We start from the raw sequence: 12,194 nt of genomic DNA on the forward strand, positions 1-12,194 counted from the left end.
AGCTCAAAGCAGGTAGTTGCAACGCTGCTTGTAGAATGTAAGCGTGAGAAAGTAGCCCTCGGCGCAAGCCGCGGGGTGAAGAGGAATAACCAATTCGTCAATGGAATCGAGCGCATGCCATGAATGATATCAAAGGCAACACGGACCTCCATGTTCCCGAATCGCTAGAGGATCAACTTCACGGGTATCGCCGTGCAGTTTGGTTTCTCAAACTCACAGAAGCAGTAGCGATCGCCGTGTTCAGCCTAGTCATGGCCTACTTGGCTGTGTTCGCACTCGATCGACTAGGCAACACACCGGCTCTTGTGCGCACGGCTGTTTTCTTTACCGCACTAGTGGGCTGCGCAGTAGTGCCTTGGTACTTACATCATTGGGTCTGGAAGCGCCGCAAGCTGAAACAGTTGGCCCGCCTGTTGAGCAAGAAGATGCCGCGGATCGGCGATCAGCTTCTCGGTGTTATCGAACTGGCTGAGGATCGCAGCGAACAAGCTCGCTCGAAGACGCTCGTTGCGGCAGCCATCAATCAAGTCGCCACGGACGCGCAAAAACGCGACTTCACCACCGCTACGCCACCTTCGCGCCGACGCCTCTGGTCAACAGCTGCTGCTACTGGGATTGCCGGAGTAGTAGCGATTGCGGCATTGTTCCCCGACGCCGCAGCCAATGCTTGGGCACGACTAACACAACCCTGGAGTGAAACGCCGCGATACACGTTCGCTGCGCTAGAGCCGCTCCCCGAAAACATGATTGTGGCTCACGGCGAACCCTTCGAGATGGACCTCAAGTTAAAACAGAAATCACGCTGGCAGCCCGACGCAGCCGAAGCCCGTATCGGGAATCAACGGCCTGTTACTGCACAGCGTTCTCAGCAACTCTACCGCTTAGAAATGCCCGCCCAAATTGGAGAGGGCAATATGAACATCTTCGTCGGAGATGCTAAACATAGCGTGAAAATCGAGCCCACGTTGCGGCCAGAGCTTACCATGCTCACGGCTACCATTCACTTGCCTGAGTATCTTGGCAGAAGCGATCCTCTCGAAAAGGACGTACGTGGCGGCGCGTTGTCTGTCGTCTACGGAAGTCGCGTCGCATTGATAGCAACGGCAAGCCGCGATTTGGCCAATGCCGCAATCGATGACAAGAGTTACACTCCCCAGGGTGCGACCATTCGCAGCGAAGAAGAGTTGGTCGAGGAGTCGGCAAAGCATGAAATCTCTTGGACCGATCACCACGGCCTGAGCGGCGTTGAGCCTTTCAAGGTCTCGCTTTCAGCAATCGACGACGAAGCACCCACGCTCGTTATTGAGAACCTGCCACGACAGAAGGTAGTTCTGGAAACCGAGCTCTTGAAATTCCAAGTCCGAGCTCGCGACGACTACGGCGTGCAACGCGTTGGTTTCCAGTGGACCGGTTTTGCCCAAGCCGTGGAAAATCCCGTCAAAGGGGAACGCATGCTTGCCGCAGGCGACCACCAGGCAGAGAGACTATCCGCCCAAGGCGTGTTCTCCGCCAAGTCGCTGGGCATCGATCCTCAGCCGGTTGAGCTGCGAGTGTTCGCGGAAGACTATTTTCCCGATCGCGGACGCGTCTACTCCCCGCCGCATTTGCTCTATGTACTCACACCCGATCAGCACGCCATCTGGATGACAGAGCAACTCAACAAATGGCATCGACAAGCGCTCGAAGTGCGCGACCGAGAATTGCAACTCTACGAAACCAATCGCGAACTACGAGATATGACAGCAGCCGAATTGGACCAAGCCGACACGCGCCGTCAGGTAGAGAAACAAGCCGCCGCCGAACGCACCAACGGGCGTCGTCTGCGGCGTCTCACCGCTGCCGGCGAAGAACTAGTACGTGAAGCCTCGCGCAATTCAGAGATCGGCGTGGGGCACTTAGAGCGCTGGGCGGAAATGTTGGGCGTGTTGGGTGAAATCTCTGAGAACCGCATGCCTTCGGTCGCCGATCTGCTACAAAAGTCTTCCGAGGCGCCCAAGCTGGCCGGCAAACCGAACCAAGGAAAAACAGCGCCTTCAGCCGGCATGATCCGCGACACATCGAGCGGCGGCAAGGCAACAAAGATGGACCCCAACGACAAACCCAAACCGCAGGTTCCCTCGATCGCTGATCGCGAGTCGAGTCATTCCGCACCAGAAACCGACTTAGAACCAGACGATCTACTGAAGAAAAGCAGCAAGGGTAAGCTCACGCTGCCCACGACCACTGTGATGGGCAAGGCACCGAAGAAACCCAAGGCCGAACAAACGCCCGCTGAGGAAAAACTCGACGAGGCAATCACTGAGCAGGAAGACTTGCTTGCTGAGTTTGAGAAAATCGCAGACGAGCTCAATGAAATTCTCGCCAACCTCGAGGGCAGCACGCTCGTCAAACGACTCAAAGCCGCGTCGCGTCACCAATACAAAATTGGCGGCCGCGTAGGCGATCAGCTAACTGATGCCTTCGGCATGTCGGCCGATGCCCTGGGTGGCAATCGCCAGTCGGAGCTCAAGGAGCTAACCAAGGAAGAGGAGAAGGGCACGCTTGATGTCTCGTTCATCATGGACGATCTCGATGCCTACTATCAGCGCCGCCGCATGACCCGTTTCAAATCGGTTCTCGATGAAATGCGAGAAGACGATGTCATTGGTGGACTCCGCAGGTTGGGCGAAGACATTCAGAAGAAGCAGGGTCTCGCCATTGCCCAAACCGAGTTCTGGAGCGATTCGATGGACCGTTGGGCAGACGACTTGATCGATCCTGCATGTTCTGGTCAGTGTCCTGGTGGAGCCTCGCCAGACAGTCTGCCACCATCGTTGGTACTCGAAGCCATGAAGATTCTCGAAGCAGAGATCAATCTCCGCGAAGAAACTCGCGTTGCCGAGCAGGCCAAGGCAGCCGTCGAGGAACTTGTCCACGCGGAGGAAGCCCGCCGTCTTTCCGAATCGCAAGACGATTTAAACTTACGCGTCATCGACCTTGGTGATCGGATTCGCGAGTTGAAAGATGCCGAGAAGCACTTCGGCAAGGAGCTGCAGATTCTCACCGCTGTATCACAGGTCATGGACGAAGCCGTCGATATCCTCTCTCTCCCCGAAACAGGTCCACCGGCCATTGCCGCCGAGACTGAAGTGATCGAGTTGGTTCTGCGTTCCAAGAAGATGTCACCCGGTGGTGGCGGAGGTGGTTCAAGCCCTGGTGGCGGTGGTGGCGGCGATACCGATACACCGGCCATCGCGCTCTTGGGTCGCGGCCAAAACAATAAGGAAGTCCGCGAAGAACGAGATGTCTCCCACGCCACAGGCGAATCGGGAGAATCGCTGCCCGCAGAATTCCGTTCCGGTCTCGACGAGTACTTCAGTCGCCTCGAAAAAGCGGAGGCCGAGTAATGCGGTTTACAACTTGCTTAGCACTAATAGCCATATTCGGTAGTTCGAGCCGGACGAGCGCGCTCGATATACTTTTCGATCAAGCCCAATTCGCTCCCGTGGTCCTTGCGGCACCCGCCCAGGAATCTAGCCATTCAGAAGCCGCTTATGTGGCAACAATCACTAGCTTGCCGCTCGTCGGGCTTAGCGATTTCGCCACCCAAAGCGCCCTGGTGAACCGGGCCAAAGAGAACGACTGGAAAGGCTTTCCGCTAGCAGTCGTCGACCCAGCAATCTTGCAGATGGAGCAACAGTTCCTCAATCAATACAAGCCGCAGCTCAACGCCAAGCTGCACCATCTACGAAGCGTGTGCCGGCCCTCGCTGGAGCAGCAAAAGGCGATTCTTGAAGACTGCAAACAAGCGATGACACAATCGGTACGAGCTTTCGCCGTGCAGCAATTTAAGCAAAACCAGGGGGGAGGCGGAATGGGCCTCGCGGTACCCGCTGTACACGTTCGCAACGGCAGACAAGTGAGTTCCAACCCGCAAACGGCAATCGAGCAAGCCCTGAAGCAAGCTGCTCACGACCATCTCAACGAGCAGCAGCAAAAGCTCTACTCAGCGGACAAGCGAGAGCGCGCCGCATTCAAGAAACAGGTTGGCGTTCGCAACCTGACAGCGATGCTTGATAGGCGATTGATTCTCACAACCGAACAACGCATCGACCTGATGACCATGCTAGAAAAGAGTTGGAAAGTCAACTGGATGAATAGCGTCGAGAACCTTGTGCATGGCAACGAAACGATACCGCAACTGCCGGACAAACTCATGAAGCCTTTGCTTAATAAGCGTCAGCAAGAAATCTGGAAGGACATGCAAAAGAATAATCGGCAGCACTTCTTCGGCGGTATGCATTTCATGCACAATGGTGCCCAAGTGGAGCCCTTTGTCCCGGAGGAACTCTCCGAGCCACAGGCTGCGAACCCTCCGAAGCAGCCCGTCAAGCAAGGAAGCCCCTCGTGATGCATCGCAAATCCTGCAAACTCTGCGAATTCCTTCGGAGGCTGACCCTACTCGCCTTCTTGATAACTCCGCTGCACGCCGAAGACGATGGCTGGCTGGAGTTCGAGGACCAAGCCGCCGCCGTCCAGAATCAATTCGAGGTCTCACCCGAGCAGTTCGAGCAGTGGGTTTTTCAACACCAGGGTTCAGCCGATGCTGCCTTAAAGAAATTGGAGAGGCAGCTAACCCTTACAGTCGAAGAGATGAGCCGAGCATGCGAACTCAACAAGTCTCAAGAGATGAAGCTCCGCCTAGCAGGGCAGTACGATATTCGGCAATTCTTCAATGAGTACGCGAAAGTGCGGAACAAATTCATGGAGGTTCGTCACGACCAGAATGAGTTCAACAAAATCTGGAACGACATCCAGCCCTTACAGCAAAAGCTGGGTGCTGGGCTCTTCAATGCAGACTCGATATACAAGAAGGTGGCCGACGGCACGCTCAACAAACAGCAGGGACTGGAACGTCGTAAGGCTGAACGCGAGCGCCGGCAATTTCGTTACCAAGCACTCATAGAATTGCACATCTTGCAGCTGGAAAAAGCGATTCCACTGCATGCGAAACAGCGGGAGCGTTTGGTCCAACTCATTCTTGCTGAAACGCAGCCGCCTTCGATCTTCGGTCAGAACGATCAAATCTACCTGAGTTATCACTTGAGCCAAGTTGCCAAGAAAAAGATCACTAAGGCTGTGGATGGCGCTCAAGGGCGAGCTTTGGTAAAGATGTATCAGAAGGGCCGCGGTTACAAGCACCACCTAGAAAGCCAGGGCGTGGTGCCGTTTGAAGAAGAAGACGAAGTCCCCGCCGTCAAGCAGGCAACACGCGAAGCCCAGATTGACCGCGCGGTCGAGGAGTTTGTAGGCAGAAATGCAAACGGAGAGATTCAGGGCGAAGTCATTGATGCGCCTGTTGATGCCCCTGTTCGCATAGACCGCTAGGAAGTGAGCCGACGACTTTGCTCGGCGGCCAACATGAGAAAACAACCATGAAGAATTTCTTTATGCTTCTGCGATACTCCCTGGCGATCACTGCCATTGTGACCGCTTGGAGCGGCCTTTGTAGTCATGTCGACGCCCAACTCCCCAATGTGCGCTATGGCGAAGTCGTGCCTCGCGATGTGCGCGAAATGTATGATCGCGGCTTGCAATACTTAGCCACGAAGCAAACTGCCGAAGGCAAATGGACCGGCGGCTACAGCGGACCAGGGACCACAGGAATGGGAGTCATGGTGTTTCTCGCCTCTGGGGAAGACCCCAACTTTGGCGTCTACAGTACAAATCTCCGCAAAGCACTCCGCAGCATCATCAATTCGCAAAATGCCCAGACCGGCTACTTCGGCAATTCCATGTATCATCACGGCTTTGCCATGTTGGGTCTTGCCGAAGCTTACGGGGCTGTCGATGAACGCAATCTGTGGCCAGCTGGTGCGCAGAACAAGCGTACGATTGGGCAGGCGTTGGAGCTGGCGGTGCGCTCGGCAATTACTTCGCAGAAGAATAATCCGACCGGCGCGTGGCGATATTCCCCTCAGGCGAACGACGCGGATACTTCGGTCAGTGGTGCGGTGCTCGTCGGTCTGCTGGCAGCGCGAAATGCAGGCATTGAGGTCCCTGACGAATCGATTGACAAAGCGATCAACTACTACACGAACATGACCTCCGACACAGGCCAAGTCGGTTACTCCGGAGGCTTCGGTGGCGGTTTTGATGAATCGATTGCCAGGATATCCATTGCGTCGCTCGTCTACTCCGTCGCCCGACGCAAAGACTTGCCCGAGTTCAAAGCAACGCTTGGCTATCTCACAGCAAGACTCGAGCAAACCGGCAGCAACCACTACCAAGAGTACGCTGACTACTACGAAGCCCAAGCGTTATTCCAGGGAGATATTGAAGCATGGGAGAAGTGGAATAAGCTACTCGTGCGTCGTTTGAAGGCTAAGCAAAAGAAAGACGGCAGCTTCACGGGGCAGTTTGGCCCTGAGGTTAGCACCAAGATGTCGCTCCTCGCGCTTGCCCTGAATTACCGATTCCTACCCATCTACGAGCGGTGAACGCAGTGCTTGCAATACGAACTATCCTCGCGTTAGTATGCATCGCTTCGCTGCCGAACTTGCATTCTAGCGCAGCCGTGCAGGCCAAGAATTCGCAAGAAGCCGTTTTACATTTGGCAACAGGCGACTTCCTTGCCGGTCGGCCGCTACCCACAAGTGATTCGCAAAGCATCAGCTGGGCGCCCTCCTTCGCACAAGGAACATTCAAGTACCCCTGGGCAGCAGTCACCTCGGTCCAATTCTCGCGCCCAGACCAGCAGGTTCAACCCCAGGGCGAATGGTGTTTTGAATTGCATGGTGGCGATTTGGTTTTCGGCGACCTGCTAAGCCTCGACGAAACCTGGCTCACGATTCGCACAGACCAGCAGGAAGAGTTTAAGTTACGTAAAGCAAGCATTCGACGAGTTTCCTCTTGGAACAATGGTGCCGACCTCCTGTATCTCGGCCCTGATGATCTCACTGGCTGGACTTCCTCAAAAAAGAAAGGGTGGCGACAAGTTTCGGGCGCACTCAAATCGAGAGAGAAGCAAGTCTCTTTGTTTCGCAATCTCAAACTGCCCGAAAAGTCGTGTATTGAGCTGGAGCTCTCTTGGGACCGCAAGCCAGATTTCTCCGTCGGCCTGGGCGTCGATGGGACGGATGCCGTCTTCAAGCAGGCATTCATGCTTGATGTGCTTTCCAGTTCGTTGGTTGCTGTTCGTGAGACTCAGAAAGAGGCTGATCTCTCGCTAGTTAAGGATCTTGATAAGGGCCACGGTCGCGTGAATTTATTGCTTTACCTCGATCAAGCAGCTGGACGTATGATTGTCGCCTCGCCTTCGGGGCGAATCGAGTCGGACCTCCGAGTCGTGGCTTCAACGGATCCGCCCAAGCAGCAAGGGCAAGTCGAGAAACTCGTTGGTGTGTTGCTACCCAATCGCAAGAAGGGGCAAAAACAATACGGCGGCATCCAATTTGTAAACCGCGACGGCGACCTCACGATAGAGCGACTCCGAGTCAGCCGCTGGAACGGCCAATCGGCCGAGTCTGTGGAAGCTGGCCAAGCACGCGTGCAACTTCGCAGCGGTGAAACCCTGGCCGGCGAATTGACCAGCTACGACTCACAGCGTCAGGAGTACCAGTTCTCAGGCGCTGCAATCACCAGCGAAGAGACGAACGAAACGACTGAAAGGAAAATCGTCGCTGCGGAGATTCTCGACTTCTCCTTTGCTGGCGAGCCCCAGACAGCACAAGGGAGCGTGCGTGTTTCACTTCATGAGGGGATGCGATTGCATGGCACGCTAACCAAGATAGGCGAAGACTCTTTGGAACTGACCAGTAGTGCACTTCAAGGGAACCTGACACTACCGCTTGAGGCTGTGCGAGCCATCGTTGGCATTCCCGACGGGGGCGAAGCACAGGCGCTCAAATTAGCACGCAAGGTGCCCAATGGCCAGCTGGCGCGACTGGAGCTGGCAACTTCCTCAGTGAAGGGAATACTCGTCCCGGGCAGATCGGACGACCAAGCATCCTGCCTTCACTGGCAACCGCGGGGTGCAGACACCGCTCTACCGCTAAGCAACGAGATCACCGGGAGACTTGTCTATCGCGATCCCCCCCCCAAGCCAAAAGCACATTCGAATCAGCGTGTTCAACCCAACCGTGTGCAACGTCCCCAATTCATGGGCGGGCTACTCAACGCCTTCACCGGTGGTAGTAGTTCGACCCTAGGTGAAGGAAGTCCGGCTATCTATCTGAAAGCGGGTGACAAACTGCCGTGCCGAATCGAGTCGATCGATGATCGCGGCGTGACTTTCAAGTCTCCGATGACGGAAGCAACCTTTGTGCCCCACAGTGAAATCAAAGCGGCGGAGCTGATCGTTAAAGGTGTGGACGGGCGCGTCACCAGCGATCGCCGCGAACAGTTACTAACCCTTCCGCGACTGCAACGCGACAATCCGCCTACGCACCTCTTGGTCTCTATTTTCGGAGACTATCTGCGTTGCCGAGTTGTCAGCCTTGATGACAAAAGGGCTATCATAGAGGTTCGTCTGGAGAAACGTGAGATCGAGCGTCGGCGCATCGCTCGCATCATTTGGCTAGGCGATCCACCACCAATTGAGAAAACTGAAACCGCCTCACTCGACGAAGTGCCCGCACACGAGCAAGATGCAACACCCGATGATAGCGACCCAAACTTCTCCGGCCTACGCGTTCAGGCCGTGCGATCTGACGGCGTGCGACTCACATTTATGCCTGAAGAGTTCGACGGCAAAAGCCTTCTGGGTACGAGTCGCGTCCTTGCAAAGTGCAGTGTCGATCTTGGACAAGTCGATCAACTGTTGCTTGGGGAACAAATCGAGCAGGTGGCCGCTGAGCTAGCCTACCAGCGTTGGAAAATGCATCACGCGGTCGAACCCCGCGAGGGGGACGAGGAAGGAAGTGCTGGGGCCGAGTCACCGTTGGTCGGGCAGCCAGCTCCCGACATGAGCCTGCCCTTTGTCATCGATGGCAAGCTCGACAAGAAAACCTTTAAGGTGAGTGACTACCGGGGCAAGGTCTTAGTGCTCGACTTCTGGGCCAGTTGGTGCGGCCCTTGTACACAAGCGATGCCCATGATCGAACAGCTCAGCGAGGAGTTCGCAAACCGCAATGTAGAAATCGTGGCGGTAAACCTCCAAGAGTCGCCCCCGAAAATCGCACGCGCGCTAGAACGCATGAAGGTTGCCCCCACTGTGGCCCTCGACCGCGATGGCGTTGCCACGGAGCGTTATCAGGTGAGTGGTATTCCCCAGACTGTGGTGATCGATCGCGAAGGGACAGTGGCTCGCGTGTTCATTGGCGCAGGACCGAATTTCCAGGAGCAGCTCCGTGCGATCCTTGAGGAAGTTAGCTTTCCTGCCAAGTGACTCGAGCGATGTTGGTCGTGATTCGCTCCGCGAATCTTGTCTCAAGCAAACTAGCACTTGATGAGCAAAGGTTCGTTAACTGACGTTTGCTGATTCACAATCACGACTGCGAACACGATTCGTGGAGCGAATCGCGATTTTCCTTACCCGGGCGGCCATTCGAGCTTCCGCCCTGCTAGCAAGTGAAAGTGCAGGTGCCCAACTTCTTGCCCGCCGTCGCGACCGCAATTGACGACCACGCGATAACCATCCTCTGCAACACCTAGTTCGCGGGCCACGTTGCGAATCACTAGCCACAAGTGTCCCAGCAGAGGGGCATCCTCTTCGGCCAGTTGCTCAATCGAAACAATTTCCTTCTTCGGAATCACCAACACGTGTGTGGGCGCCTGCGGCGACACATCGCGAAAAGCCAAGCATTGTTCATCTTCGTAAACAATGTCCGCAGGGATCTCGCCGTCGATGATTTTCTTGAAGATGGTCATTGGCCAAGGAGAACGAGGGAGTGAGAAAGTCAGAGATAGGAAAGTGGAGGAATTCAGTTAGTAGAGGTAAGGTCGATCGCTTCATCGGGTAGCATCACAGCGATCTGTTCGATCACAGGGTAGAGCAGGTCGCCCGACTCGCGAATTAGTCCGCCATCGAGCTGCTTCTTTACGCGTTCCCCCCCCACATTGGTGAGTTCTTGTGATTTGATCCGTTCATTAATTCGTTGAATCTGATCCGCGTCCGCGTGATGCAAAGCCGAGCGATCCTGCGGGCAGCGGAGGATTTCCAGTAGTTGGTCACTTATCACGTTCTAATCCTTGCAGAAGACCCTCTGCACTTGTGGTGGCGATGCTTAATACCAGCGACGATTATCACCGATTCGCTAGCACGGGTCCAGCAGGTCGATGCCAAACATTCCCGACCCGATATGGATGGGATGGCCGATCCAAATTGCGTCGATTCCTGTAGTCGCGAGTTGACCTAGCCACAGTAGATTCGCTGTAAAAATGGGCGATCTGCATGCGGATCGCCGTGGCTATTCCGCCTCTGTTAATGCAGCCCTCGGCATCTTGCCGATAGTCACCTAGAAGTGCCGATTGTAGTTACGCTGCTCTTGATCTCTCTTCTCACGGCTTTATCTATTTTTTCGAGTGGTCTAGCTCCGAGTTGCCTTCGCGGCAGCTTGGAAGCGGGCCGTTGCAAACTCGCCGCTCACCGACGAGGACTATTTCCATGACGAAGAAAGCCCCAAGACACGATTTTCTCGCCATCACGGCCACGGCTGCGCTCTTGCTAGCACCTCAACCTGCCTCAGCAAAAGTGACCCAAGAGGTTCGCGATGGCTACCAAATCACTCGCCGCGTGTCGCAACGCCAAGTACCCGTCACAGAGATGCGTGACCAAACGCAAACGACTTACAAGCAACAGATCACGACCGACAACTACCAATCCCAGCAACTCTACAGTGTGCCGGTCACACAGTATCAAATGGTCTCGAAACTCAAGGGACGTTGGAACCCACTGGTAACACCTTACTGGACGCATGAAATGAGGCCCGTGACCACGTGGCAGCAACAAGTTGGCACAGTGAGTGTGCCGGTCACGCGTAGTGCTTGGGTACCTGAAACGCGCACCGTACAGGTACCAGTAACAACCTATCGCACTGCGGAAGAAGTGACCGAAACTCGCGTCGCGCTGAGCCCAACCGCCGGGCGGTCTAGTAACACTGCCTTGGCCGATACACGCGGCCCATCGGCTACCCTGGCAGCACGTCCTAGTACATCGCTGCCCAGTTCCAACAGAACTGCCATCGCCGCGAAACCGCTCGGAGGCGTCGCCCTCGAGAACGATCCTCCCCGCCAAGCCACTGGCTGGCGACCACCGACGGGTGGAAGGTACTAGAATAGTTTCGAGTGGGCAGGGGGCAGAATTGCTCCCGTCTCCTCAGTCATAGAAATGCGAAAGAGCCGCTTACTTCAATCTCTTCGAGACTGAGAGCAAGCGGCTCCTATTTTCTGTCGGCATCAGGATCAATTGCTATTTCGCACTTGCCGTCCTGGTTCTTGTCGACTTACTTCTTGAACGTCGCTTGGGCGTAACGGCACCCCACTCTTTGGTAAGGCTTTCGAATACTTCGGGCGTTTCGTAGCGAACGATATCTTTGCTCTCGGGCATCGGCCCAATGAGGCCGCGAAAAACAGGCAGCCCACGCAAGCTCAAATCGGTGCTGCAATCGTCCACGCCAATTTGGGTGTGCATCTTCATCAGATCGTCTTCGTGGGAGTAGTCGCGAGTGCGTAGCTCGCCAGTCTTGCCGCGGGTCACGACACGGATCGTTTTTTCTTTAGGCATACGGAGGTTCCAGGTGGGAGGGGGAGGGCGGGACTTCTGGAGACTCACAAGGAGGCTCGATTCAGGATCGGGATACCCATTACATCGACCAGCGCTCTGGCAAGGAGCGAGGGATTCACTTTCCCGGCTTACACGGCTCACATGGCATGAAACCGGCAAAAGCGGAGCGGGCCGTTGCGTCGTTAAAACATGCACCCACTGGGTCCGTTGGTAGGGCTTTTGCCGCGCGGACATTGCGACCGGCGGGGTACTTTGCGGTTTAGGTAATCCCATGGACAAGCCCACCACTTACTGCAAACCGCGCTTGCCCAACCGTCGTCAGCGGTATAAATTAGTTGTCACAGCGGGAGGCTCCCGTTCCGGAGGGTAAGCGAATGGCTAGCAGACTGATTCGAAATCAGTTGCCCCGCAAGGGGTTGAGGGTTCGAGTCCCTTGCCCTCCGCTTGAGAAACACAACGGCTCGCAGACCACTGGTTTTCCAGAGTCTGC

Annotated in this window: 9 protein-coding genes and 1 tRNA gene; 7 read left to right on the top strand and 3 right to left on the bottom strand. The window is 55.5% G+C overall.

What is annotated here, in order from left to right:
* Window positions 1-119: 119 nt before the first annotated feature.
* Genes HG15A2_RS13945 through HG15A2_RS13965 form a run of 5 tightly spaced genes read left to right on the top strand, consistent with a single transcriptional unit; the run spans window position 120 to window position 9,367 of the window.
* Window positions 120-3,386: a hypothetical protein gene (locus tag HG15A2_RS13945; protein WP_145060809.1), complete on the top strand. Its 3,267-nt coding sequence runs from the start codon at window positions 120-122 to the stop codon at window positions 3,384-3,386.
* Window positions 3,386-4,390, top strand: a complete 1,005-nt coding sequence (locus HG15A2_RS13950) for a hypothetical protein (RefSeq protein ID WP_218931965.1) — start codon at window positions 3,386-3,388, stop codon at window positions 4,388-4,390. The genes HG15A2_RS13945 and HG15A2_RS13950 overlap by 1 nt, the downstream gene beginning before the upstream one ends.
* The gene (locus HG15A2_RS13955; RefSeq protein ID WP_145060811.1) at window positions 4,390-5,367 is read left to right on the top strand and encodes a hypothetical protein; all 978 of its coding nucleotides are present in this window, start codon (window positions 4,390-4,392) and stop codon (window positions 5,365-5,367) included. Before HG15A2_RS13950 ends, HG15A2_RS13955 begins: the two co-directional genes overlap by 1 nt.
* 47 nt (window positions 5,368-5,414) lie before the next feature.
* Window positions 5,415-6,479 carry a prenyltransferase/squalene oxidase repeat-containing protein gene (locus HG15A2_RS13960; protein ID WP_246117736.1) on the top strand — a complete coding sequence of 355 codons (1,065 nt, stop codon included), beginning with the start codon at window positions 5,415-5,417 and terminating at the stop codon, window positions 6,477-6,479.
* A 5-nt stretch (window positions 6,480-6,484) separates the two neighbouring features.
* Window positions 6,485-9,367 carry a TlpA family protein disulfide reductase gene (locus tag HG15A2_RS13965; protein ID WP_145060812.1) on the top strand — a complete coding sequence of 961 codons (2,883 nt, stop codon included), beginning with the start codon at window positions 6,485-6,487 and terminating at the stop codon, window positions 9,365-9,367.
* A gap of 143 nt (window positions 9,368-9,510) precedes the next feature.
* Here the strand turns inward: HG15A2_RS13965 and HG15A2_RS13970 are convergent, their stop codons facing one another.
* Together HG15A2_RS13970 and HG15A2_RS13975 are read right to left on the bottom strand one after the other, a co-directional pair.
* Entirely contained in the window at window positions 9,511-9,849 is a 339-nt protein-coding gene (locus tag HG15A2_RS13970) for a histidine triad nucleotide-binding protein (protein WP_145060813.1), read from the bottom strand.
* Window positions 9,850-9,902: 53 nt separating this feature from the next.
* Entirely contained in the window at window positions 9,903-10,160 is a 258-nt protein-coding gene (locus tag HG15A2_RS13975) for a Trm112 family protein (RefSeq protein WP_145060814.1), read from the bottom strand.
* 425 nt (window positions 10,161-10,585) lie between these two features.
* Between HG15A2_RS13975 and HG15A2_RS13980 the strand changes: the two genes are divergently transcribed.
* Complete coding sequence (locus HG15A2_RS13980; RefSeq protein ID WP_145060815.1) at window positions 10,586-11,254, top strand: hypothetical protein; 669 nt, start codon at window positions 10,586-10,588, stop codon at window positions 11,252-11,254.
* Between the two features lie 135 nt (window positions 11,255-11,389).
* Here HG15A2_RS13980 and HG15A2_RS13985 read toward each other — a convergent pair whose 3' ends face one another.
* Window positions 11,390-11,704, bottom strand: a complete 315-nt coding sequence (locus HG15A2_RS13985; RefSeq protein ID WP_145060816.1) for a hypothetical protein — start codon at window positions 11,702-11,704, stop codon at window positions 11,390-11,392.
* A gap of 361 nt (window positions 11,705-12,065) precedes the next feature.
* Between HG15A2_RS13985 and HG15A2_RS13990 the strand changes: the two genes are divergently transcribed.
* Window positions 12,066-12,147 (top strand) — tRNA-Ser (locus HG15A2_RS13990).
* The last annotated feature ends 47 nt before the right edge of the window (window positions 12,148-12,194 follow it).

The organism is Adhaeretor mobilis (assembly GCF_007741515.1).
Classification (GTDB): Bacteria; Planctomycetota; Planctomycetia; order Pirellulales; family Lacipirellulaceae; genus Adhaeretor; species Adhaeretor mobilis.

Coding starts and splice junctions, on each gene's coding strand:
- HG15A2_RS13945 (WP_145060809.1), top strand. CDS start 120: ATGAATGATATCAAAGGCAACACGGACCTCCATGTTCCCGAATCGCTA.
- HG15A2_RS13950 (WP_218931965.1), top strand. CDS start 3,386: ATGCGGTTTACAACTTGCTTAGCACTAATAGCCATATTCGGTAGTTCG.
- HG15A2_RS13955 (WP_145060811.1), top strand. CDS start 4,390: ATGCATCGCAAATCCTGCAAACTCTGCGAATTCCTTCGGAGGCTGACC.
- HG15A2_RS13960 (WP_246117736.1), top strand. CDS start 5,415: ATGAAGAATTTCTTTATGCTTCTGCGATACTCCCTGGCGATCACTGCC.
- HG15A2_RS13970 (WP_145060813.1), bottom strand. CDS start 9,849: ATGACCATCTTCAAGAAAATCATCGACGGCGAGATCCCTGCGGACATT.
- HG15A2_RS13980 (WP_145060815.1), top strand. CDS start 10,586: ATGACGAAGAAAGCCCCAAGACACGATTTTCTCGCCATCACGGCCACG.
- HG15A2_RS13985 (WP_145060816.1), bottom strand. CDS start 11,704: ATGCCTAAAGAAAAAACGATCCGTGTCGTGACCCGCGGCAAGACTGGC.